The organism is Pontibacillus salicampi, from assembly GCF_042434395.1.
GTDB classification, from domain to species: Bacteria; Bacillota; Bacilli; order Bacillales; family BH030062; genus Pontibacillus; species Pontibacillus salicampi.
This window is the reverse complement of sequence record NZ_JBHLTP010000007.1, coordinates 1-22,545: the sequence shown is the minus strand read 5'-3', so window position 1 is coordinate 22,545 and position 22,545 is coordinate 1. Positions and strand designations below refer to the sequence as shown.

Genomic DNA, 22,545 nt, shown 5'->3' with positions numbered 1-22,545 from the left:
TACGAATCTCTTGCTTATGCGTACGGGACTAAGCAGTCGCCTGTGCTTTTCTTTATCTATTTTCATATTTGGCGGAGGCGTAGCCTAGGGCGCTGCCTAGGAGGGCGCCGCCTACTACTTCTACTGGTTGGTGTCCTAGTAGTTCCTTCAGTTCTTTGTCACGTTCTACAAATTCGAAGCTTGGAAAGTCGCCTGATATTTGTGCTACGCTATCTTCTAAATCGTTGACGAGTTGGGCGATTTCGCCTGTGTGGCGTCTTATTCCTTGTGCATCATACATCACTATAACGCCAAATACAGTGGCGAGGGCTGTTTCGGTATGGCGACTGCCTCGGTTAGAGGCTATATAGGTTGCCAGGGCTGATACTCCGGCGGAATGAGAGCTTGGCATTCCACCTGTCGTGCCGATTTGCTTCCAATCCCATTTACCGGTCAATCGTTTGTGAGTAAGTATTTTTAGTCCTTGCGCTATTCCGATTGCGGACAAGGCGGTTAAAATGCCGCGGTTCATTCTTTGCATGATTGATCCCTCCACTTTTTTGCCTCAAAGGCTTATCTTATTTTCCTTACCCTTGAGTGGACTTTTTTATTCGTTCTCAACTCTCGAATATGTAGGATGTGCTATAAAAAAAGGTGGATCCCTGTTATTTCATCTGTATATTTAGAGTGGTGCGGGTTCGGTACGCGATAGAGAGGAAGATAAGGCTCGGAAAACTCCCGCATTGCTGATGGTTGCTAGTTAATAGCTTAAGGTATATGCTTGTAGGAAATTAATTCCTCAACATGGTATAGTGCTGCATGTAGAAGGAATGAAAAAGGGAGGAGGCAGGGTGGTATGGAAGGAAAGCAAAAAGGACAGCCACCTTTTCAAACACCGTTTTACTATGGGTGGGTCGTTGTTTTTATTGCAGGTCTCGGTATGTTTTTCTCAGGACCTGGTCAGACCTATTCCATTTCCATTTTTATTGATTATTACATAAGAGATTTTGATTACTCCCGTTCCCTTGTGTCTGGTATTTATTCCTCAGCTACGCTGTGCGCCGGGCTGATGCTGTTTCTTGTTGGACGGCTAGTTGATCGGTTCGGTCAGCGTATCCTTATGACAGTAGCAGGAGTCATGCTGGCCCTTGCTTGTATTTGGAACGCCTTTCTACTCGGAACGGTGATGATGTTCTTTGGCTTCTTTATGATTCGCCTCTTTGGGCAAGGTTCTTTGACGCTTATACCTAACACGCTTGTACCGCAGTGGTTTATATCCAAGAGAGGACGAGCATTAAGCGTCATGGCTATTGGAGGATTTGTAAGCTCTGCCTTGCTGCCGCCCTTAAACACGTGGCTCATTCATCAGACAGGGTGGCGTACTACGTGGATCATATGGGGAGGACTGCTGCTCGTTGTGTTTGTCCCGCTAGCTTACTTCCTTATTCGCAATCAGCCAAGGGATATTGGTGAGGTGCCGGATGGAGGGAGGAAACAGTCACTCTATGATGAAGAAGGGAATTCAGATGCAGCAACCCCAGAACAAAGCTGGACGCTAAGCGAAGCGATGAAAACGAAAGCGTTCTGGCTTATCCTTTTCTGTGTCAGCGTACCTGCTCTCGTAAATACGGGCGTAACGTTCCATTTGGTTTCCATCTTTGACGGTCATGGTTTATCGGCAGGGCTGGCGGCTACGGTGCTGTCTATTATGGCGTTCGTCGGCTTTCCCATTACCTTTATCGTTGGCTATCTAGTAGACCGCATTTCTGTTCACTATGTTTTGGCGATAACCTTCTTTGGGCATATTGTGGCACTACTCGTACTGCTTGAGGTTTCTTCGTGGACAGGGGCTATTTTATATGGCGTGGTCTGGGGAATCGTAAATGGCTTTGAACGAATTGTGTTAAGCATTGTCTGGCCCAATTATTTTGGAAGAGAGTACTTAGGAAGCATTAAAGGGGTTGCGCAAACCGTTATGGTATTAGGTTCTGCTTTTGGGCCATTACCATTTGGTCTGTTTTTTGATTGGTACGGAAGCTATGAGGAGATATTAATTGTTATGATTTTCTTTCCATTGCTTGCTGCTATCTTTTCTCTCCTGTCACCAAAGCCTAGCTATATAAAAGATGCATAATAAAAGTCTGATTTGTGAGAGCAGGATACCATAGCAGCTTCTTCGAATCATATAAGCAGATCAATAAAAAAAGCTCCCAATCCAACAAGCGGAAAGGGAGCTTTTTCTATAATGGAAATGTTACCAGGACATTCACGAGAAACTGATTAATCATGGAAGAAGGACATTACATAGCCGCCTTCACCAGCGTACGTTGCACATAGCGGTCCCATCTCCATTAACATGGTGTCTTGGAAGCCATATCGGTCTTTCATTTCTTGTACTAGCTTTGCTGCTGCTTGTTCGGTAGTACTATAGGATAAGGCGAGCACTTTATTTTCAAACGAATGGGTGTACTCTCCGATTTGATCGACGAAGCGGCGCATGGCTTTTTTGTTTCCGCGCACCTTCTCTGCTACCTCAATCGTACCCTCCTCGCTGGCTTTCATTAACAGCTTAATGTTCAGTGTCTTTGCGATGGCACCTTTCACTCGGTCCAGGCGGCCGCCTTTAATTAAATTTTCTACTGTGCGAAGAATGAAGAGGGTGGATGTCTTTTCGATTCGTTCCTCCATATGGGGAATGAGCTGTTCGATTGTCATGCCGTTCTTGATTTGTCTTCCTGCTTCATCAATAAGAAGGGACATTCCGGACGTGGCTGTCTTCGTATTTAGAACGACGATGTTTCGGTCAGGCTCTTCTTCTAACAGCATGTCTCTTGCGATGAGAGCATTGTCGTGTGTTGTACTCAGCTCTTTGGAGAGAGCGAACATCACAATCGGCTTGTCTTTATCCACTTCTTTATAGGCTTCATAAAAGGAGTGCGGGCTAGGTGCTGAAGAACGAGGGAGCTCGTCCTCTTCTTTCATTTTACGATAAAAGGTTGCTATATCTAAGTCGACTCCACTCACATACTGCTGGTCACCAAAGTAAATGTTTAAGGGCACTATGGTAACGTTGTATTGCTCTTGGTATGCTGCTGGGAGATCTGAACCCCCATCAGTCATTAACTGAATATGCATAGTTTCACCTGCTTTATAGTAGTATGACGAATATCAATCGTCTTGTTATAGGTTTTATTCCCTATTCGGCTCATGAGTAATTCGAACTTTTTTTTGATGAGACGTACTAAAGATGAATAAGCTTAGACCAAATATCACAATGGTACCGCCCAGCCACTGAGTCCAGGAGATAACCTCCCCTAGAATAAAGTAGGCTAAGATGGAAGCCCCGATCGGTTCGAAAACGACACTCATCGATATGGTGGAGGTACTTACCCATTTTAACGCCCAATTGAACAATGTATGTCCGAAGAAAGTTGGAATGATAGCTAGCGCAAGGAAGTACATCCAATCCTCAGCCGGGTAACCGGAGAAGGGCTGTCTCGTCATTACATTGTATAGGAATAGCGTCACGGAACTGACACCATACACAAGGAACGTGTAAGTTACAAGGGATAGTCGCTTCCGAACATGTTGTCCAACGAGGAAGTATCCAGTGACCATGATAGCTCCGAGTAAGGCTAGAATATCCCCATAAAGGGCCATGCCGCTTACCTGGAAATCTCCCCAGCTAATAACCACACTACCTGTAATCGCTATAATCATACTAATGAGCGTTCCTGCTGTAAACCTTTCTTTAAAGAAAAAATAGGTCCCAAGAAAGGCGAATATGGGCTGAAGGGTTACTAGTACGACGGAACTGGCAACCGAGGTGAAGTTTAATGATTCAAACCACAAGATAAAGTGGAATGCCAGAAATACACCTGCTACAATAGAAAGTAACCAATCCCTTTTGGAAACAGAAAAGAATTCTTTTCTTGTTTTAATTAACACATATGGGGTCATAATGAGTACTGCAAGGAATAAACGATAATTTGCTATGATAGAAGCAGGGGCGCTATCCGCTAATTTAACAAATATAGCAGCGGTGGATACAGAAAGTACACCGATAATAACAGCAATATATGGATTAAATGGTGGTTTAGGCAATATATCCCACCTCCGTTCATAATCGTAGCTTTTTCTCATTTTATCACTGATATGAGGGAATGGATACTTTAAAGTGAAGTGAATTGCTGTTTGTGCTGTTATGTGTTAAGATAAATTTAAATCATTCGTACGGAAAGCCCTCTTCCAACTGTGAGGATGGCTTTTTTTTACGTGTTTTTCTTTCAAATGCAAAGAAAACGAAAAGGAGTAGAAAATAGAAGTGACAACATTTAATTCATTAGGTTTATCCAAATCAGTTTTAAAATCTGTTCTAGAAATGGGTTTTGAAGAGGCAACACCAGTTCAGGAACAGACCATTCCAATCGCAATGGACGGAAGAGATGTCATTGGACAGGCTCAAACAGGTACAGGTAAGACAGCAGCATTCGGTATCCCTATGATTGAGAAGATCAATCAGGACATTAAGAAAACACAAGGTATCGTTATTGCACCTACTCGTGAGCTTGCCATGCAGGTAGCAACAGAACTTAATAAGCTCGGACAATATAAGGGAGTTCGTGTACTTCCTGTATATGGCGGTACCGATATGGGTCGTCAAATTCGCGAGCTGAAGAAGCAGCCGCAAATTGTTGTGGCTACACCTGGTCGTCTATTAGACCACGTTCGTAGAAAGACCATTAACCTTACGAACATTCATACAGCCGTTCTAGATGAAGCGGATGAAATGTTAAACATGGGCTTCATTGAAGATATTAAGGCAATCTTGGCTGAGCTGCCTCTGCAGCGTCAGACATTACTCTTCTCTGCAACCATGCCAAAAGAAATTCATGAAATTGCAACGAAGATGATGAAAAAGCCTGAAACAGTTCGTCTAAAAGCGAAGCAAATGACTGTTGAACGTATCGATCAATACTTCGTGGAAGTCAATGAAGGAAAGAAATTTGATACACTGACTCGTCTGCTGGACATTCATGTACCAGATCTTGCTATCGTCTTTGGACGTACAAAGCGTCGTGTTGACGAACTTGCTGACGGTTTGACCGCTCGCGGATTCCGTGCAGAGGGTATTCATGGCGACTTAACGCAAGGGAAGCGTCAAAACGTTCTGAAGAAGTTTAAAAACGGTGGAGTAGAAGTGCTAGTTGCAACGGACGTTGCAGCGCGTGGGCTAGATATTTCTGGTGTAACACACGTGTATAACTTTGATATTCCACAGGATCCAGAAAGCTATGTACACCGTATTGGACGTACTGGTCGTGCTGGTAATGATGGGTACGCCGTATCATTTATTACACCAAGAGAGATGTCTCATTTAAACTTAATTGAGAAAACGACTGGCTCGAAGGTGAAGCGTCTGCAAATCCCATCTCCTGATGAAGCACACAAGGGTCAACAGAAGATTGCGGTAGATAAGCTTGTAGAATCCCTTGAAGCGAACAACCTGGATGCATTCCATGCACAGGCAAGTGAGTTGATTGAACAATACGATTCTGTATCAGTCGTATCTGCTGCACTGAAGATGTTAACGAAAGAGCGTAAGAACGTTCCGGTTAACCTAACATCTCTTTCTCCAATCAGCACGAAGCATGCGGAGAAAAACAAATCAAACAAAAAACGCTACAATGATCGCAAGAATGGTGGCAAGGGTTACAACCGTAACCATAAGTCAAAAGGCTACAACAGTAAAAAATCTGGCGGTGGCCAATACCAGAAATCTGGTGGCGGACGTAAACGAAGCTACCAACGTAATCAGAATAGCTAAGCTATGACAGGAGACTGTTCTCCTCCAGGGAGACACATTTCCAATAGCATATAAAGAAGCGCCCAGGGTCCTCTAACCCTGGGCGCTTCTTCTGCTTATAGCAGTCTGCTGACTAATCCGAGCAATATCAATACGACTAACGCTCCCCATAGTAAACGGGGGACGAAGCTTTTATTGGAGAATTTCTTATTCTTCCAACGGTTAGGGTCAAAACCAATTTCATTGTCATCTAACCTTCTTCTCGGTTGTGCGTTGCGATAAGGGGAATAGGGCCTGGCGCTTTGTAACAATATAGGCGCAAGCACCGCACCTCCCAGCAATCCAAACATATGCCCGTATATATTAATATTGGATCGTGCCAGTGTCATAATCACTCCTATGACAGCTATGGTTAACACTACTTGTGCATTGGCTTGATCGATAAGGTCCTTGCGGAAATAAATCATATACAAATAGATGCCGAATAGGCCGAAGATAGCACCAGATGCACCGAGGTGCAGGTACACGTCAGGACCAAATACGTAAGTGCCAAGATTGGCAATGACGCCAGCACCTAAATAGGCTGTGATAAATTTTGCCCTGCCAAGCATTTGCTCCAGTGCAGGTCCGAATAAAACAAGAGAAAAGGAGTTGAATAGCGCATGAGTAAAGCCTCCATGAAGGAAAATAGGAGTAACTAAGCGCCAGTACTCTCCATTAGCAATTCCCTGGTTGCTGCCAACGCCGATTCGCTCCAGCTGCCAGAAAAAAGGTAGCCCCAGAACGTCAATCATCACCCAAAGAAATAAATGTAACCCTACCAGGAACGTTACGATTGGGTAGGAGCGAATGAATTGCTGAAACGATTCAGTCCGAAAAAACATAGTCAGTTCTCCTTCAAATAAATTTTCCGATGGTATCATTATTTATTATACAATGAAACCGTAGTATTCATGTTATAAACAGCTTGTGGAATGGGTAAACATCAGAAGAGGATATAGAAAAAAGGTGATAGTCAGTGATAAAAGGTATTGGAATTGATATGGTAGAAATCAAGCGAATTCTACGTGCAATGGAAAAAAATGAACGGTTTGTATATAGAATTTTAACAGCATCGGAGCTGGAACTCTACCACACATTAGAATCAATGCATAGGAAAGTAGAATTTGTTGCGGGTAGATTTGCTGCCAAGGAGGCACTTGGCAAAGCAATGGGCACAGGGATAGGAAGCTGCTTTTCTTTTCAGGATATTGCTGTTAGCAGGGGAGAGCACGGTAAGCCGATGATGGATGTAAAAGGCTGTGAGGAGAAGATTTGGGTATCTATTTCTCACAGTCAATCGCACGCTATTGCTCAAGTAATTGTGGAAATCTAAATACGCTTGTCAGGCTAGTCTGCATAAACACAAAGTTTGTCTCATATATTTTAGTGCGGGTAGGAGGGAACTGAATTGTTTGTAGTCACCGCAAAAGAAATGTACGATACGGACCGATATGCAATGGAGCGTGTCGGGTTAGAAGGTAAAATGCTGATGGAGAATGCAGGGAGAGCAATTGCAAGGGAGATGGAAGCCAGTCTTGCGGAGAATGATAACATCATGATACTAGTTGGGAAAGGAAATAACGGTGGAGATGGTTTTGTCATCGCTAGAACGTTATTAGAGCGCGGGTATGCTGTAGAGGTGCTTCAATGTGCTGAAACATCTGACATTAGAGGGGATGCTGCTTTTCATAGAGAAGTCCTCCTCAATATGGGCTACAGTATTTCGGAGTATGAGGGACAGGATGTAGAGAGCCTGTTGCAGGACAAGGACGTCGTAATAGATGCCTTGCTTGGAATTGGGATAAAAGGGGCGATCCGTCCACCATACGATTACCTCATCACGCTCATCAATCAGTATCAAGGAAAAGTTTTATCAGTCGACCTCCCAAGCGGAATTCCTGCAGATGAAGGATATGAAGTGCATCAAGCTGTTGAAGCCGACCAAACCATCGTGGTTCAGTTTCCGAAGGTCTCCTCGTTCCTTCAGCATACAGCTGCATTTTATGGAGATTGGACAACAGTCGATATTGGGTTACCCTCCAATGTCATTCAATCAGGAGAAAACCAGAAGAAGGTGTGGGGCAGACGGGATGTGGTACGAACCTTACCGAGTCGGAGCTCCTTTTCCCACAAAGGGACCCACGGTAAGGGGCTCGTGATTGGTGGAGCGGTTGCCATGCCCGGATCTATTGCCATGACATCGCGTGCTGCATTAAGAGCAGGAGCGGGCCTCCTTACCATTGCAACCGTGCAGGAAAATGTGACAGCGCTAGCCGCTAATGTAGTGGAAGCTACCTATCACACTCTTCCCTCTCAACATGGCCATATCAGAAGTCTTGGTGAGTTGGATTTTTCCTATGATGGTATTGCAATAGGTATGGGGATGGGGCGGCACGAGCAGGCTCCAACCATTATGAAGGAAGCGCTTCTCCAAACAGAAGGTACGCTTCTTATCGATGCGGATGGACTCTATGCTCTGAAGCAAGTGCTGCCTAGCTTGAGTGACAGAGAAGGTACAACCGTTCTCACTCCTCATCCTGGTGAAATGGCCCACCTCCTTGGTATAACCGTTCCTGAATTGCTGCAACGTCCTTTCTCCTATGCTCAATCATTTGCAACAGAGCATGATGTATATGTGGTGCTGAAGGGAGCTTTCACACTCATCACTAACCCTAAAGGGGATCAATGGATCAACCCTACAGGAAATGCTGGATTGGCAAAGGGTGGTACTGGAGATGTCCTCTCGGGTATCCTGCTCTCTATGCTGATGCAGCCTCAGACAGTGGAGGAAGCGCTCTGCAATGGGGTTTGGATTCACGGATACACAGCTGATATACTCATAGAACAAAAGCATTCCTCCTATGACTTGTTAGCAAGTGACGTCATAGATGGCCTTCCAGCTACGTATCGTAACATATTTTCATAGCGGTGCTTTCGTTCCCTTTGTCCTCTGAATCGAGACAAAGGAGTTGTGAGCATGAAGAAAAAATTGTGGCTTTTCCTTGTCGCATCGTTAATTCTTGTACTGGCAGCTTGTGGCGAGAAATCCAAAGAAGATGTCCTCAAATCGTTAGAGAAGAACATGGAACAAATGAGCGGCTATAAAGCGCAGGCCACTATGAGCTTAAAAACAGGGGAAGACGCTCAGAAATACAACATCGAAGTTTGGCATAAGAAGAAGGATTATTACCGAGTTCTTTTAAATAATGAAAAAGATCAAAAAGGCAGCCAAATTATTCTTCGTAACGAAGACGGTGTGTATGTGTTAACGCCTGCGTTAAATAAAAGCTTTAAGTTCCAGAGTGAGTGGCCGGATAATAGCAGTCAGCCATATTTGTACGGATCGCTCGTCAATGATGTGAAGAAAGACCAGGATGCAAGCTTCACAATAACCGACAACTATTATCAATTCGAAACAAAGACTAACTATCAAAATAGTAAAAACCTACCGTACCAAGAAATTTACTTTGATAAAAAAGATTTAAAACCAGTAATGGTAAAGGTATTAGACAAAGATCGTAAACCGGTAGTGGAGGTGCAATTCACGTCCTTTGAGGTGGACCCTAAATTTAGTGACGATGCCTTCACGACAGAAAAGAATATGACTAGTGGAGCTTTGGGGATACCGGTCATGGCGCAGCAGTCAGATGCTACCTTTAGCGTCGTGTACCCAGAAAGCGTCATTGGAAACGCCGAGTTAGAAGAGAAGAAGGAAGTAGACACAGAGAACGGCAAACGAGTAGTTCTGACGTATAAAGGGGATAAATCCTACACATTAATTCAGGAATTCTACGAAACAAAGCCAACCAGCGCCACTGTGCCGATGGCAAGTGCTGGAGAGCCAGTTAACTTAGGATTCACAGTAGGGGCACTATCTAGTTCTACGTTAGAGTGGGCTCAGGGCGGGACTGAATTTATTCTGGCTAGCGATGAGCTAACAAAAGAAGAGATGATTGAGATTGCCCAATCTGTCCAAGGAACCGCCGTTAAATAAAAATAGCTCCATCGATGAAGCAGACTCACAATAAACGATTAGTGGTCTGCTTTTATTTTCTTTTGTACGAGGGGGGCTTTAGCTCATATGTCGCCTTCGCTTTTCGGGTGTCTAGCTCCGGTGCCCAGCGACTAGTGAGCTTCCTCTCCCTTCTTGCGATAAGTCAACATCAACTCACTGTGTTCGTTGTGTTTCCTTTATCTCATGCGGGAGCGTCCAGCTCATACGTCGCTAAACGGGCACCTCCGCTTTTCGGATCCAGCTCCGGCTCCTAGCTCCTAGCGTCATAAGCAGTCGCCTTCACTTTTCGAGATCCAGCTGTGGCTCCTAGGGGCTAGTGGACTTCCTGCTTCTTCTTGCGATAAGTCAACATCGATTAGTTACACTCATCGTGTTTCCTTTATCTCATGCGAAGCCGTCCAGTCCATACGCCCCTGAGCAGTCGCCGCCGCTTTTCTTTGTCCAGCTGTGGTGCCCAGCGACTAGTGAGCTTCCTCTCCCTTCTTGCGATAAGTCAACATCAACTCACTGCGTTCGTTGTGTTTCCTTTATCTCATGCGGGAGCGTCCAGCTCATACGTCGCTAAACGGGCACCTCCGCTTTTCTTTGTTGACATGGTTTGTTGGAGGTTGAATAATAGTAGGTATCATATTTGTAAGGCGGGGGATTGGTGTGGTTTTTGATACGTATTATCGGGATTCCTGGGTTGAGGTTAGGCTGGATGCTATTCGAGCTAACATCAGGGAATTGAAGAAACATTTAACAGGGAAAACGGGTATATATGCAGTGGTTAAAGCAAACGCTTATGGACATGGAGATATACAAGTGGCTCAAGCGGCTTTGGAGGCGGGGGCTGATGCGCTTGCTGTTGCCTTGTTGGATGAAGCGTTGCGCTTAAGGGAGGCTGGCTTCACGGTTCCTATTCTTGTAATGGGGTGGGTTAGACCGACGGATGCAGCCGTTGCTGCGGAACAGAATATTTCCTTGACGGTGTTTCAAAAAGAATGGCTGGAAACGGCGAAGCAACAAACCTTTGATGGAAAGCTTTCTTTGCATGTAAAGCTTGATACAGGAATGGGCAGAATCGGTATTCGTACAGAAGAGGAATTACAATCGGTGTTGGAGGCATGGGATGAGCAGTCCTTTCAATTAGACGGAGTGTTTACTCATTATGCAACAGCTGATGAAGAGGATACTAGCTATTTTCAAACACAGCAAGCGCGGCTGGAAGAGCTTCTCGCGTCCTTTGCGAAGCGGTGGCCGCACCCTGTTCACATTCATACCGGTAATAGTGCAGCGAGTATGCGATTCCCGGAAAAGATGCATCATATGGTTCGTTTCGGCATAGGCATGTATGGGTTATACCCTTCACACGATGTGAAAGAGATAAACCCAATCCCTCTCTATCCTTCTTTTTCATTGCATACCACGCTAGTTCATGTGAAAGAGCTTCCGAAAGGAGAATCCATTAGCTATGGAGCTGTTTATACTACGGAAGGTCCTGAATGGATTGGGACACTGCCCGTAGGGTATGCTGACGGATGGATTCGCAAGTTGCAAGGGCTGGAGGTTCTTGTCGATGGAAAACGACAGCCGATCGTAGGGAAGATATGTATGGACCAATGTATGGTGAAGCTTGATCAGTCGTATCCTGTTGGGACGCAGGTAACGCTGATCGGTAAGCAGCGGGACTCGGAAATTTCAATGGATGAAGTTGCTGATTATGTCGATACTATCAATTATGAAGTTCCCTGTTTGATTAGCAGTAGAGTTCCAAGAATGTACTTGGAGCAGGAGGAAACGACAGAGGTTCGAAACGCTCTTATCTTTAAATCATAACCCATAGATAGAAAAGGCTTGTAGGTGAGGCAGGCTGGATGTATCGAGGCTCATATTTTCCTGGCATTTTACAAATGATAACAGATATAAACAAATGGAGCTCTCCCAAAAGAAAGCACCTGAATTTGACAGAAAAAAGCGTAATTTGTAATAAAATCTTCTGAGAAGGCTTTGCAAACACAGGGTATCAGTGGTATTATTGGTTTAGACTTAATCGATCAATGGTGTCTAGTTGATGGTGGAGGTGCATTTTTGTGTCCGAAAGTTCACAAGAGATTGTAATTAAATTGCCACAGCAATTATTAAATGAGCTTGATGGTGTCGTAGAGCTTGAGAATAGCGACCGAAGCAACTTTATTTATGAAGCTACGAAAATGTATTTGCGAGAACGCAAGAAACGTCAAATCAGAGAATCCATGCGCCAGGGTTATATGGAAATGGCTAAAATTAACCTAAACCTTGCTTCAGAAGCTTTTCAGGCTGAAGAGGAGGCAGAAAACACCTGCGAACGCTTAGTGAGCGGGGTGTAAAGCTTGATCGTCAAAAGAGGCGACGTCTACTTCGCTGATCTCTCACCTGTGGTTGGTTCTGAGCAGGGAGGCGTTCGCCCTGTTTTAATTTTGCAAAACAACATCGGAAACCGTTTCAGTCCCACAGTTATTGTAGCCGCCATAACAGCGCAAATACAAAAAGCAAAATTACCGACCCATGTAGAAATCGATGCAGAAAAGTACGGATTTGAAAGAGATTCAGTTATTTTGCTGGAACAAATAAGAACAATCGATAAACAACGGCTTACGGACAAAATTACTCATCTGGATGAAACCATGATGGGGAGAGTGGACGAAGCACTCCAAATTAGCCTTGGACTTGTCGACTTCTAGAAGTAAAGCTACTCAAGAAAGAGTAGCTTTCTTTTTTTGTGTTCGCATTTCAATGTTAGGTACACTACTCTGATCCTAAAGCGGTCTGTACAGGTCGTGTCCCCTGTCTTATTATGGAATATCGTTTGTTCGATCTGTCGAAAAGATGGGTTTTTTAACCATCTTCTCGATTAGAGGATAATATTTTTTATTTATTTTCCAAATACCTTTTTATTTGAGATAATAAACATATTAAGATGTATAGTGTTCGAGAGACGCTGGTACTATATAAATTTTTGTTACCAAATGTGGATGTCATTTCATTGGCTGTTTGCCCTAGTTGGTGATAGAGTATTAGGTAGAATTTTATTTTATAAATATAGCGCATGTGTGTTTGCGTCGGATGATGAATCATGTGAAAATAGACATAATCATTTTTCCAAATAGAAAATAAGGGGGGAATCCGTATGGAGGCCAGTTTAAAAGAAATAGTTCTAAACAATAGTAATGAAATTGTAGGTATGTGGTTAGACGAGGTAGAAAAAAATCGAAAACACGATTACACCTCCACTATTTCGGACGAGCTTTTCGAAAGTACTAATAGAGAATTCGTAAACGTTATTTTCTCTAGTCTTGAAAAGCAAGGTTTAACAAATGATATCGAGGTATTCGCGGAACGGTTGATTAACCTTGGGTGGCCGCTAAGTTATTTGACGGATGGCATGCAGTCTTTTCGCAGAGTCACCATTAATTATATATTAAGCCAGTCCAATAAAGTGGATACGGAATACTTTTCTGAGATTTTAGCCAAGGTGGATGAATGGGTCGATCCTATTATTAATCAACTGGTTAATGAATACTCAGGCAGCTGGGAAAACATCGTTTCTCTTCAAAAAGTAGCCCTCCAAGAATTATCTGCTCCTCTTATCCCTGTCATGGAGAACATCACCATCATGCCTCTAATTGGTACGATTGACACAGAGCGAGCGAAGCTTATTATGGAGAACCTTCTCGATGGGGTTATAAAAAACCACTCAGAGGTTGTCCTCATTGATATTACCGGAGTTCCAGTAGTAGATACGATGGTAGCGCATCATATTATCCAGGCAGCAGAGGCTGTCCGTTTAATTGGCTCTACTTGTATTTTGGTTGGTATACGTCCGGAAATCGCACAAACCATTGTGAATTTAGGAATTGACCTTAGTAAGTTCCCAACGAAGAGCACGTTGAAAAAAGGGTTTGAGTCTGCTCTTGAAATTACAAACAGACAAATCGTTGGCATCAATGAAACCCAGAAGAACGTTGAAGAGCTTGTTGATTCCTTGGATAGGGAGTGAAAATAATGAGAATACCGATTTTAAAGTTGCATAATTACTTGCTAATTTCTATCCAAATAGACTTAGACGACCAGACAGCTATCCAGTTTCAGGAAGATTTGCTCAATAAGATACATGGTAGTGGCGCTACAGGTGTTGTCATTGACTTGACGTCTGTAGAAATCATTGATTCCTTTATCGCAAAAGTATTAGGCGATGTAGTTTCCATGTCAGATTTAATGGGCGCGAAAGTAGTTCTTACCGGCATACAACCAGCAGTTGCCATGACTTTAATCGATCTAGGTATCCATCTTCAAGATGTACCGACAGCACTAGACTTAGAACAAGGGTTGATTAAACTTCGACAGGAATTGGAGGACTGAGTGAATGGACTTTCAATCCTGTGTCAACATTAAAAAGGAATGGGACATTGTTGGTGCTCGTCAATTAGGGCGGGATATTTCCAAGAAAATCGGGTTTGGCACAGTTGATCAGGCTCGAATAGCTACCGCCATTTCCGAATTGGCAAGGAATATATATTTGTATGCTGGAACTGGGAAAGTCTGTTTTGAAGTAATAGAGAATTTGAATGAAAAGGGACTGCGCATTATTGCTATTGATGAGGGGCCAGGAATACGTGATGTCACTCAAGTAATGGAGGATGGTTTCTCCACATCAGGTGGACTAGGAGCAGGTCTTCCCGGCGTTAAACGGTTAATGGACGAATTTGATGTGATTTCCAAGTACGGAGAAGGGACTGAAGTTAACGTAGTGAAATGGCTCCGTTAAAGGGGGAAATAAACTATGAGTACGTTGAAGCTTGATTTGGAAAGCTACAAGGACTTACTAAAACAATATATAGAATCACAAGATGAGCAAGCTTTATATAGAGCGGAGCAATTTAGTAAACATTCTATTCAACAAAATATATCACCAGATGTAATTATAGATGTACACATTCAAGCGCTAATGGAGTTGTATCCCAATTTACCGGAGAACGTCAACAACTCCATGAATTTCTTGCTAGAGACGATGATATCGTATGGATTAGCTTACCAAGAATATCAAGCCTTACGTGAGAAACAGCTAGAACTTCAGTCAGAGATATCCGTAGCGGCTAATATGCAGCAAACGTTATTATCGACTACAAAGCCCGAAATGGACGGGGTAGATATTGGGGCAATCAGCACCCCTGCTAAACAAATGAACGGGGACTATTACCACTTTGTCAAAGATGGAGAAGGATCACTTGGAATCGCGGTGGCAGATGTTATCGGTAAAGGTGTTCCTGCTGCTTTATGTATGTCTATGATCAAATATTCTATGGATAGTTTTCCAGACAACCGTATGGATCCAAAGTTAATTTTGGAAGGTATGAACCGGGTGGTGGAGCGTAACGTCGACCCGAGCATGTTCGTTACGATGTTTTACGGCCTGTATGATACGGATACGAATGATTTTAATTATTCTTCCGCTGGACACGAACCAGGCTTTTACTACTCTGCTGAGGAGGATACCTTCTATGATATAGAAGCAGAGGGGCTTGTGTTAGGGGTAGACAGAAGTGTCACTTATACCCAATATACCCAGCACATGAATCCTGGAGATATGGTTATTTTATTAACAGATGGAGTAACGGAGTGCCGGACGGGGGATCGATTTATTGAACGAGAAGAAATCTCGGACGTCATAGCCCAATACAAACATCTCCCTGCCCAGGACATTACTGAGCAGGTATATCACCATTTTGAACGGTTGCAGGATTTTCAATTACGAGATGACTTTACCATGATTATTTTGAGGCGGAACGTTTAGGTTAAATAGTATATGGGTATTGTCATATGATGCATACACTATAAGAGCGGGAGGCTAATGAGTCATGAACTTAAATATCGATATTCAAGAGCGTGAGCATATACAGCATGTATCACTTTCAGGTGAAATTGATGCTTATACAGCACCTAAACTAAAGGAGTCCATCCTACCTTTAACGCAAAGCAGTGAGGCGGAGGTTGTAGTTGATCTTCAATCTGTAACCTATATGGACAGTACAGGCTTAGGTGTTTTTATTAGTGCGTTAAAATCTACGAAAGAATACGGAAGTCAACTTACTTTAATTAACCCGCAAGAGCGTGTGTACCGATTATTCAAGATTACAGGGTTAACGGAAATAATCAATATAGATACTGATTCTACAGTACGAGGTGGATTGTAATGACAGAATCATTTGATTTTATTGAAGTAAAAGTACCTGCGAAGCCAGAGTATGTCGGCGTTGTCCGTCTTTCTATCTCCGGTATTGCTAATCGCATGGGATTTAATTATGAGGATATAGAAGACCTGAAGGTTGCTATATCTGAAGCTATTACGAACGGGGTAAAGCACGCTTATAATGAAACGGGTGAAGGCGAGATCACCATCGGCTTTGGTGTGTACGAGAACCGTTTGGAAGTAATGGTTGCAGATCATGGCGGAAGTTTTGATTTAAATCAAGTAAAAGAAGATATCGGCCCTTATAAAGAAGAAGACTCTATTGAAGAGTTAAGGGAAGGTGGTTTTGGACTGTTCCTAATCGATGCCCTAATGGATAAAGTGGAAATTAATAATAAATACGGCGTAATTGTATTAATGACGAAATATCTCCAACAAAATGGGGTGGGGCTCAATGACGACCAAATCTCAACCACACAATAGACGGGAAGGGGAGGTCTATGAATGGATTCGCCATCTTCAGGAAAATCCGGAAGATGAGGAAATCCAAGAGAAAATAGTCCTTCAATACGAGGATCTCGTTCAATCCATTGCAAAGAAATACTCCAAGAATAGCTCTATCCATGAAGATCTTGTTCAAGTAGGCATGCTAGGATTGTTGGCTGCGATTCGTCGTTATGACCCATCCTTTGGCAAGTCCTTTGAATCCTTTGCGATACCTACTATCATTGGAGAAATTAAACGCTTTATCCGAGATAAAACGTGGAGTGTACACGTTCCCCGTCGTATTAAAGAATTAGGGCCAAAGATTAAGAAGGCTTCCGAGGACCTGACAACAGAATTACAGCGTTCCCCATCCATTGTTGAGATTGCTGATTACTTAGAAGTGTCAGAAGAGGATGTCCTAGAGACAATGGAAATGGGCAAGAGCTACAAAGCACTCTCTGTTGATCGAAAGATTGAAGCAGATTCTGATGGCAGTACCGTTACCATCCTAGACCTAATCGGTAACCAGGATAAAGGGTACGATCACATTGATCAGCAAATGCTGTTAGAGAAGGTTCTGCCAATCCTTTCCGAGCGAGAGCAGGAAATTTTGAAATGTACGTACTTTGAGAATATGAGTCAAAAGGATACAGGAGAACATTTGGGGATATCACAAATGCATGTTTCCCGACTCCAGCGACGAGCATTGCGTAAACTGCGGGAAGCATTACAATCTGATAATGCTGAGGCGTTCTATTGAACAGTGAAAATAGCAGGGTAGAGATTGCTATTCACCAAGAGCCCAAAAAAGGCAATTATTATTGTGGGGATAGCTATTTCTATCAAGAGACGGATCAAGAATTTGTGTGTGCACTAGCTGACGGGCTAGGTAGTGGAGAATATGCCCTGGAATCTTCGAAGGCAGTAATGGAGACGATTCAAGAGTATATCCATCACTCGATTGATACCATCATTACGAAATGTAATGAAGTATTAAGTAATAAACGGGGTGCTGTACTCGGTTTGTTACGAATGAACTTTGAAGAACAACGCTATTCTTTCACCTCAATCGGGAACATTGGCATCATAACGATGACACCCGATGGGAAGAAGAAACGAAATATTCCTACAGCAGGGTATCTTTCTGGTTATCCTCGTCAGTATCGTGTCACCAAGGATCAGTTAAGCCCGGGCTTACTTTTCTTCATGTTCTCCGATGGGGTTAATGAACGAACCCTTTCCTCTAAAACGTTCATTTCTCAAAATCCTGATAACATTATGAGTTCGTTCAGGCTTCAGCATGCAACGCCTAACGAAGATGATACCACCTTTATCGCAATGAAATATCAACCATGAACCCTTTGTCTCTCCCTTAAAGGAAAGGCAAAGGGTTTTTATGTATCGGAAATGAAGCAATGATTCCAGATGTTTCAGCTGATATGACAAAGCGGTTTATGATACTTAGCGATCTCTACAGCCGCGAGGAACATGCAGTGGCCTAGTTGTTTTGATAGAATAGAGGGTAGAGTTGTACGAAGGAGGAAAATGTGTGAGTGATCAAAACCAAATTGTTCAGTGGGTTGCCCGAGAAACAGAGATCAAATCCCCATTAATTGAACAAGTAATTTCGTTGTTAAACGAAGGGAATACCGTTCCGTTTATTGCTCGGTATCGTAAGGAGCAAACGGGTGGATTAGATGAAGTTCAAATTAACGCCATTCAAGAGAAATGGGAATATGGATTAAATTTAGCAAATAGAAAAGAGGAAGTCATTCGTCTCATTGAAGAGCAAGGGAAGTTAACAGACGAACTAAAGAAAAACATTGAACAAGCTCAGCAGCTTCAAAAGGTGGAGGATTTATACCGACCATATAAGCAAAAAAGGAGAACGAGAGCGACCGTTGCCAAGGAAAAAGGCTTGGAGCCACTTGCTTTACAAGTGTGGAAGCAGGAGCCGGTATCCATACAGGAGGAAGCAGCTCAGTATTTCTCTGAAGAACACGAATTACATACGATAGAAGACGTCCTTCAAGGAGTAAATGATATTATCGCAGAATGGATTTCAGATGAGCCATCCTTTCGCGAGTACATCCGACAGAAGACTTTCGATAAAGGGGTAATGGAAACAGTAGCGAAAGAGAAGGATCAGGCGAAAGATGAAAAAGGTGTCTTTGAGATGTATTACGATTATAAAGAACCGATAAAGTCAATAGCTTCCCACCGTGTATTGGCCGTCAATCGCGGTGAAAAAGAGGGCGTCCTAAAGGTTAACATTGACCCACCGGCTGATATTGTAACCGATTATCTTCATCGTAAACTCGTCCCTAAGCATATATCGTCCCATCAGGAGCTCTGGAAGGCTGCAATTGAAGATGCCTATAAACGGTTAATCCATCCATCGATTGAACGAGAAATTAGGAACGGGCTATCGGAAGTAGCGGAAGAGAAAGCAATCGATATTTTCTCTCAGAATGTACGGAATCTACTTCTTCAGCCTCCGTTAAAAGGAAAAGTAGTATTGGGATGGGACCCCGCGTATCGAACTGGCTGTAAATTAACAGTAGTGGACGAGACGGGGAAGGTGCATGCCATCAAGGTAATCTATCCAACCCCTCCAAAAAATGATAAAGCCGGAGCGGAAAAAACGATTCTAAGCTTAATTGAGCAATACCCGATAGAGCTCATAGCGATTGGAAATGGTACGGCGTCTCGCGAATCCGAACAATTCGTAGCAGAGCTTATTCAGAAAAACAACCTCGATATTGCCTATATGATAGTGAATGAAGCTGGCGCAAGTGTGTACTCTGCATCGCCACTTGCTAGAGAAGAGTTCCCTGATCTACAGGTAGAGGAACGAAGCGCGATCTCCATTGCGAGAAGAGTTCAGGATCCTCTGGCAGAATTGGTGAAGATTGACCCTAAGAGCATTGGAGTGGGGCAATACCAGCACGACGTCGGTCAAAAGAAATTAAATCAATCGCTAACGTTTGTAGTAGAAACCGTAGTAAACCAGGTGGGAGTGAATGTGAACACAGCTTCCTCCTCCTTGCTGCAATATGTATCTGGCTTGAGTAAAGCGGTTGCTACGAATGTCATTAAAGCACGAGAAGAAAACGGCAAATTTACTGACCGAAAACAATTAAAGAAAATCCCGCGTCTTGGAGCAAAAACATATGAACAAAGTATCGGCTTTCTGCGCGTGCCGGATGGAAAAGAGCCTTTAGACAGAACACCTATTCACCCAGAAAGCTATCAAGCAACGAAAGAGCTATTACACATGGTAGGAGCGACAACGAACGATTTAGGCTCCGACAACCTAGAGAAAAGCCTGAAGGAACTCGATGTTGAACAGGTTGCAGAGCGTTTGCAGCTCGGTGTGCCAACCATGCAGGACATCATCAAATCGCTTGTCCAGCCAGGAAGAGACCCGAGAGATGACCTTCCAAAACCATTATTAAAAAAAGACGTACTTTCTATGGAAGATTTAAAGCAGGGCATGGAGCTGCAAGGAACCGTACGAAACGTAGTGGACTTCGGCGCCTTTGTTGATATTGGTGTGAAGCAGGATGGACTAGTGCATATTTCCAAGCTGGCCAATCGCTTCGTCAAGCATCCATTAGACGTAGTCGCAGTTGGAGATGTCGTAACCGTGTGGGTTGATAGTGTAGACACACAAAAGGACCGAATTGCACTAACGATGCTTTCTCCTTCCTCCTAACCTAACGAAAAGAGCACTGCTGTCTAGCAGTGTTTTTTTCTGTAAAAATACCAGCATTGATTTAACATTTTAATCTGATATGTGTTTTTTTCTAAGTACGCTCTCATGAGTTGGTTCTTCAACCATCCAGGCATTATGGATTCCCACCTTTCCAACTAGTAAGAGTCGGGTTATTATAAGATATGAAATGAGAAGCCTAATCGTGATAGGAAGTGATGTAAATATGGAACAACAAATGCTACAGGAGTGGGTAGATCGCTTGTCGAAGGAATGGTTCCACAAACCGTTTATCGATAAGGTCGTAATGAACAATCGATTACGCACAACCGGAGGCAGATACTTGCCGAAGTTCAGAAGAATTGAACTGAATCCGAAGTATTTGAGTGAATTAGGGGAAGTAGAGTTTGAGGGGATAATTAAGCACGAGCTGTGCCATTATCATCTTCATATAGAAGGGAAAGGGTACCAGCATCGTGATGCTTCCTTCAAGGCATTGCTTGCGAAGACTAATGCCCCTAGATTTTGTACGCCGCTACCTTCAAAGGAGCAGACAAAAACGTATCACCACTATGCATGTACTCAATGTGGCGCCGTGTATCGTCGGCAGAGAAGAGTTAACACCCAAAAATATCGATGTGGAAAATGTAAAGGTAAGTTAAAAAAGATGAAATAATTCGTTGACTTAAGGACATCCCCGTGTTAAATTATTATAGCGTTATCAAACGGAAGATGCCGTATTACATAGCGCTTTTCATTCGTTAAAAAAGGTTTGACACATTTTAGCGGATTGTTGTAAAATATCTTTTGTCGGTTAAAGAAGCTTTTCTTTTATCTACGGAGATAAAAAATTAAAAAAGATATTGCAAAACAGCAATGATTCTGTTAACATTAATAAATGTCGCTGAATGAACAAAAGCGATGAAACAGTTAACATTACAGCATTGTTTCACATTATTCCAACGTAGCTCAGTGGTAGAGCAATCGGCTGTTAACCGATTGGTCGCAGGTTCGAATCCTGCCGTTGGAGCCAGTGGAGAAGTACTCAAGTGGCTGAAGAGGCGCCCCTGCTAAGGGTGTAGGTCGCGTAAGCGGCGCGAGGGTTCAAATCCCTCCTTCTCCGCCATTTTATATTGGCCCGTTGGTCAAGTGGTTAAGACACCGCCCTTTCACGGCGGTAACACGGGTTCGAATCCCGTACGGGTCACCACTTACATATTTAAAAGGTCCGGTAGTTCAGTTGGTTAGAATGCCTGCCTGTCACGCAGGAGGTCGCGGGTTCGAGTCCCGTCCGGACCGCCATACTTATTTCTTTTTTGGGCTATAGCCAAGCGGTAAGGCAACGGTTTTTGGTACCGTCATGCGCTGGTTCGAATCCAGCTAGCCCAGCCAAGAGAGCCATTAGCTCAGTTGGTAGAGCATCTGACTTTTAATCAGAGGGTCGGAGGTTCGAATCCTCCATGGCTCATCGTTTACAAACACCTTGCGGGTGTGGCGGAATTGGCAGACGCGCTAGATTTAGGATCTAGTGTCTCTTGACGTGGGGGTTCAAGTCCCTCCACCCGCACCATTTTTACAAGCAGCTTACCTATGATGTTTTCAATCATTGCTGTGGCAAACACGGCATTTTATTTTGCTCAATTTCTTCATTTAATTGAGCGGTCGTGGCGGAATGGCAGACGCGCTAGGTTGAGGGCCTAGTGGGGGTTTACCCCGTGGAGGTTCAAGTCCTCTCGACCGCACCATTTAGCAGCAAAAAAAGATTTAAATTAATCCTTGCATCCACGATGCAGAAATGATATTATAGAATATGTCGCTTTGAAAGGCGCCCGTAGCTCAATTGGATAGAGCGTCTGACTACGGATCAGAAGGTTAGGGGTTCGACTCCTCTCGGGCGCACCATATACGGGAAGTAGCTCAGCTTGGTAGAGCACATGGTTTGGGACCATGGGGTCGCAGGTTCGAATCCTGTCTTCCCGACCAGCGAGAATTTAATATGCGGGTGTAGTTTAGTGGTAAAACCTCAGCCTTCCAAGCTGATGTCGTGGGTTCGATTCCCATCACCCGCTCCATTACATTCTTGGGCCTGTAGCTCAGTTGGTTAGAGCGCACGCCTGATAAGCGTGAGGTCGGTGGTTCAAGTCCACTCAGGCCCACCATTGAAGCAATTGATCTTTGAAAACTGAACAAAACAACTTGTAAACAACCTGTTAATTTTTAACATTAGCCAGTAATCATGTTCACATGATGTTAGGCGAACTCTTATGGAGAGTTTGATCCTGGCTCAGGACGAA

23 protein-coding genes and 12 tRNA genes are annotated in these 22,545 nt (G+C 43.5%); 30 read left to right on the top strand and 5 right to left on the bottom strand.

Annotation, left to right across the window (positions count from 1 at the left end; translation table 11 throughout):
* Window positions 1-52: 52 nt before the first annotated feature.
* Complete coding sequence (locus ACFFGV_RS09020) at window positions 53-520, bottom strand: divergent PAP2 family protein (RefSeq protein ID WP_377346902.1); 468 nt, start codon at window positions 518-520, stop codon at window positions 53-55.
* A 315-nt stretch (window positions 521-835) separates the two neighbouring features.
* On the opposite strand from ACFFGV_RS09020, the gene ACFFGV_RS09015 reads away from it, so the two are divergent.
* Window positions 836-2,113 (top strand): MFS transporter, encoded by a 1,278-nt coding sequence (locus ACFFGV_RS09015; protein WP_377346900.1) that lies wholly within the window; start codon window positions 836-838, stop codon window positions 2,111-2,113.
* Window positions 2,114-2,259: 146 nt separating this feature from the next.
* Here the strand turns inward: ACFFGV_RS09015 and ACFFGV_RS09010 are convergent, their stop codons facing one another.
* Both ACFFGV_RS09010 and ACFFGV_RS09005 read right to left on the bottom strand, forming a co-directional pair.
* Window positions 2,260-3,114 carry a DegV family protein gene (locus ACFFGV_RS09010; RefSeq protein ID WP_377346898.1) on the bottom strand — a complete coding sequence of 285 codons (855 nt, stop codon included), beginning with the start codon at window positions 3,112-3,114 and terminating at the stop codon, window positions 2,260-2,262.
* A 54-nt stretch (window positions 3,115-3,168) separates the two neighbouring features.
* A complete protein-coding gene (locus ACFFGV_RS09005) occupies window positions 3,169-4,083 on the bottom strand; it encodes a DMT family transporter (protein ID WP_377346895.1) in 915 nt (304 codons plus the stop codon).
* Window positions 4,084-4,303: 220 nt separating this feature from the next.
* Between ACFFGV_RS09005 and cshA the strand changes: the two genes are divergently transcribed.
* On the top strand, window positions 4,304-5,806 hold the full coding sequence (gene cshA, locus ACFFGV_RS09000; protein ID WP_377346892.1) for a degradosome RNA helicase CshA: 1,503 nt from the start codon (window positions 4,304-4,306) through the stop codon (window positions 5,804-5,806).
* Window positions 5,807-5,901: 95 nt separating this feature from the next.
* On the opposite strand, the gene ACFFGV_RS08995 is transcribed toward cshA, so the two are convergent.
* Entirely contained in the window at window positions 5,902-6,669 is a 768-nt protein-coding gene (locus ACFFGV_RS08995) for a rhomboid family intramembrane serine protease (protein ID WP_377346889.1), read from the bottom strand.
* Between the two features lie 134 nt (window positions 6,670-6,803).
* On the opposite strand from ACFFGV_RS08995, the gene acpS reads away from it, so the two are divergent.
* The 15 genes from acpS (at window position 6,804) to ACFFGV_RS08920 (ending at window position 20,254) form a co-directional block, all read left to right on the top strand.
* The gene (acpS, locus tag ACFFGV_RS08990) at window positions 6,804-7,160 is read left to right on the top strand and encodes a holo-ACP synthase (RefSeq protein ID WP_377346885.1); all 357 of its coding nucleotides are present in this window, start codon (window positions 6,804-6,806) and stop codon (window positions 7,158-7,160) included.
* Between the two features lie 75 nt (window positions 7,161-7,235).
* The gene (locus ACFFGV_RS08985; RefSeq protein ID WP_377346882.1) at window positions 7,236-8,753 is read left to right on the top strand and encodes an NAD(P)H-hydrate dehydratase; all 1,518 of its coding nucleotides are present in this window, start codon (window positions 7,236-7,238) and stop codon (window positions 8,751-8,753) included.
* Window positions 8,754-8,804: 51 nt separating this feature from the next.
* Complete coding sequence (locus ACFFGV_RS08980) at window positions 8,805-9,821, top strand: LolA family protein (protein WP_377346879.1); 1,017 nt, start codon at window positions 8,805-8,807, stop codon at window positions 9,819-9,821.
* Between the two features lie 672 nt (window positions 9,822-10,493).
* Window positions 10,494-11,660: an alanine racemase gene (alr, locus tag ACFFGV_RS08975; RefSeq protein ID WP_377346877.1), complete on the top strand. Its 1,167-nt coding sequence runs from the start codon at window positions 10,494-10,496 to the stop codon at window positions 11,658-11,660.
* Between the two features lie 254 nt (window positions 11,661-11,914).
* A complete protein-coding gene (locus ACFFGV_RS08970) occupies window positions 11,915-12,190 on the top strand; it encodes a CopG family ribbon-helix-helix protein (protein WP_377346876.1) in 276 nt (91 codons plus the stop codon).
* 3 nt (window positions 12,191-12,193) lie between these two features.
* On the top strand, window positions 12,194-12,544 hold the full coding sequence (locus tag ACFFGV_RS08965; protein WP_377346874.1) for a type II toxin-antitoxin system PemK/MazF family toxin: 351 nt from the start codon (window positions 12,194-12,196) through the stop codon (window positions 12,542-12,544).
* Window positions 12,545-12,990: 446 nt separating this feature from the next.
* A complete protein-coding gene (gene rsbRA, locus ACFFGV_RS08960) occupies window positions 12,991-13,860 on the top strand; it encodes an RsbT co-antagonist protein RsbRA (RefSeq protein ID WP_377346872.1) in 870 nt (289 codons plus the stop codon).
* A gap of 5 nt (window positions 13,861-13,865) precedes the next feature.
* On the top strand, window positions 13,866-14,222 hold the full coding sequence (gene rsbS, locus ACFFGV_RS08955; protein ID WP_377346870.1) for an STAS domain-containing protein: 357 nt from the start codon (window positions 13,866-13,868) through the stop codon (window positions 14,220-14,222).
* A gap of 4 nt (window positions 14,223-14,226) precedes the next feature.
* On the top strand, window positions 14,227-14,628 hold the full coding sequence (locus ACFFGV_RS08950) for an anti-sigma regulatory factor (protein ID WP_377346868.1): 402 nt from the start codon (window positions 14,227-14,229) through the stop codon (window positions 14,626-14,628).
* A 15-nt stretch (window positions 14,629-14,643) separates the two neighbouring features.
* Window positions 14,644-15,654, top strand: a complete 1,011-nt coding sequence (locus ACFFGV_RS08945) for a PP2C family protein-serine/threonine phosphatase (RefSeq protein WP_377346865.1) — start codon at window positions 14,644-14,646, stop codon at window positions 15,652-15,654.
* A 64-nt stretch (window positions 15,655-15,718) separates the two neighbouring features.
* Window positions 15,719-16,054 (top strand): STAS domain-containing protein, encoded by a 336-nt coding sequence (locus tag ACFFGV_RS08940; RefSeq protein ID WP_377346863.1) that lies wholly within the window; start codon window positions 15,719-15,721, stop codon window positions 16,052-16,054.
* Entirely contained in the window at window positions 16,054-16,533 is a 480-nt protein-coding gene (rsbW, locus tag ACFFGV_RS08935) for an anti-sigma B factor RsbW (RefSeq protein ID WP_377346861.1), read from the top strand. Before ACFFGV_RS08940 ends, rsbW begins: the two co-directional genes overlap by 1 nt.
* Window positions 16,505-17,296: an RNA polymerase sigma factor SigB gene (sigB, locus tag ACFFGV_RS08930; RefSeq protein ID WP_377346859.1), complete on the top strand. Its 792-nt coding sequence runs from the start codon at window positions 16,505-16,507 to the stop codon at window positions 17,294-17,296. Before rsbW ends, sigB begins: the two co-directional genes overlap by 29 nt.
* On the top strand, window positions 17,293-17,892 hold the full coding sequence (locus ACFFGV_RS08925) for a SpoIIE family protein phosphatase (RefSeq protein WP_377346857.1): 600 nt from the start codon (window positions 17,293-17,295) through the stop codon (window positions 17,890-17,892). Before sigB ends, ACFFGV_RS08925 begins: the two co-directional genes overlap by 4 nt.
* A gap of 193 nt (window positions 17,893-18,085) precedes the next feature.
* On the top strand, window positions 18,086-20,254 hold the full coding sequence (locus ACFFGV_RS08920; protein ID WP_377346855.1) for a Tex family protein: 2,169 nt from the start codon (window positions 18,086-18,088) through the stop codon (window positions 20,252-20,254).
* 23 nt (window positions 20,255-20,277) lie between these two features.
* On the opposite strand, the gene cmpA is transcribed toward ACFFGV_RS08920, so the two are convergent.
* Window positions 20,278-20,388, bottom strand: a complete 111-nt coding sequence (gene cmpA, locus ACFFGV_RS08915; protein ID WP_377346852.1) for a cortex morphogenetic protein CmpA — start codon at window positions 20,386-20,388, stop codon at window positions 20,278-20,280.
* An 89-nt stretch (window positions 20,389-20,477) separates the two neighbouring features.
* On the opposite strand from cmpA, the gene ACFFGV_RS08910 reads away from it, so the two are divergent.
* The 13 genes from ACFFGV_RS08910 (at window position 20,478) to ACFFGV_RS08850 (ending at window position 22,410) form a co-directional block, all read left to right on the top strand.
* Window positions 20,478-20,927 carry a SprT family protein gene (locus ACFFGV_RS08910; RefSeq protein ID WP_377346850.1) on the top strand — a complete coding sequence of 150 codons (450 nt, stop codon included), beginning with the start codon at window positions 20,478-20,480 and terminating at the stop codon, window positions 20,925-20,927.
* Window positions 20,928-21,209: 282 nt separating this feature from the next.
* Window positions 21,210-21,284, top strand: a tRNA-Asn gene (locus ACFFGV_RS08905).
* A gap of 2 nt (window positions 21,285-21,286) precedes the next feature.
* Window positions 21,287-21,377: transfer RNA gene (locus ACFFGV_RS08900), tRNA-Ser, on the top strand.
* 9 nt (window positions 21,378-21,386) lie between these two features.
* Window positions 21,387-21,461: transfer RNA gene (locus tag ACFFGV_RS08895), tRNA-Glu, on the top strand.
* 15 nt (window positions 21,462-21,476) lie between these two features.
* Window positions 21,477-21,553, top strand: a tRNA-Asp gene (locus tag ACFFGV_RS08890).
* A gap of 15 nt (window positions 21,554-21,568) precedes the next feature.
* Window positions 21,569-21,643, top strand: a tRNA-Gln gene (locus ACFFGV_RS08885).
* A gap of 3 nt (window positions 21,644-21,646) precedes the next feature.
* Window positions 21,647-21,719 (top strand) — tRNA-Lys (locus ACFFGV_RS08880).
* A gap of 17 nt (window positions 21,720-21,736) precedes the next feature.
* Window positions 21,737-21,821 (top strand) — tRNA-Leu (locus ACFFGV_RS08875).
* Between the two features lie 88 nt (window positions 21,822-21,909).
* A tRNA-Leu gene (locus ACFFGV_RS08870) sits at window positions 21,910-21,996 on the top strand.
* Window positions 21,997-22,076: 80 nt separating this feature from the next.
* Window positions 22,077-22,153: transfer RNA gene (locus tag ACFFGV_RS08865), tRNA-Arg, on the top strand.
* A 4-nt stretch (window positions 22,154-22,157) separates the two neighbouring features.
* Window positions 22,158-22,234: transfer RNA gene (locus tag ACFFGV_RS08860), tRNA-Pro, on the top strand.
* A 15-nt stretch (window positions 22,235-22,249) separates the two neighbouring features.
* Window positions 22,250-22,323: transfer RNA gene (locus ACFFGV_RS08855), tRNA-Gly, on the top strand.
* Between the two features lie 10 nt (window positions 22,324-22,333).
* Window positions 22,334-22,410: transfer RNA gene (locus ACFFGV_RS08850), tRNA-Ile, on the top strand.
* The last annotated feature ends 135 nt before the right edge of the window (window positions 22,411-22,545 follow it).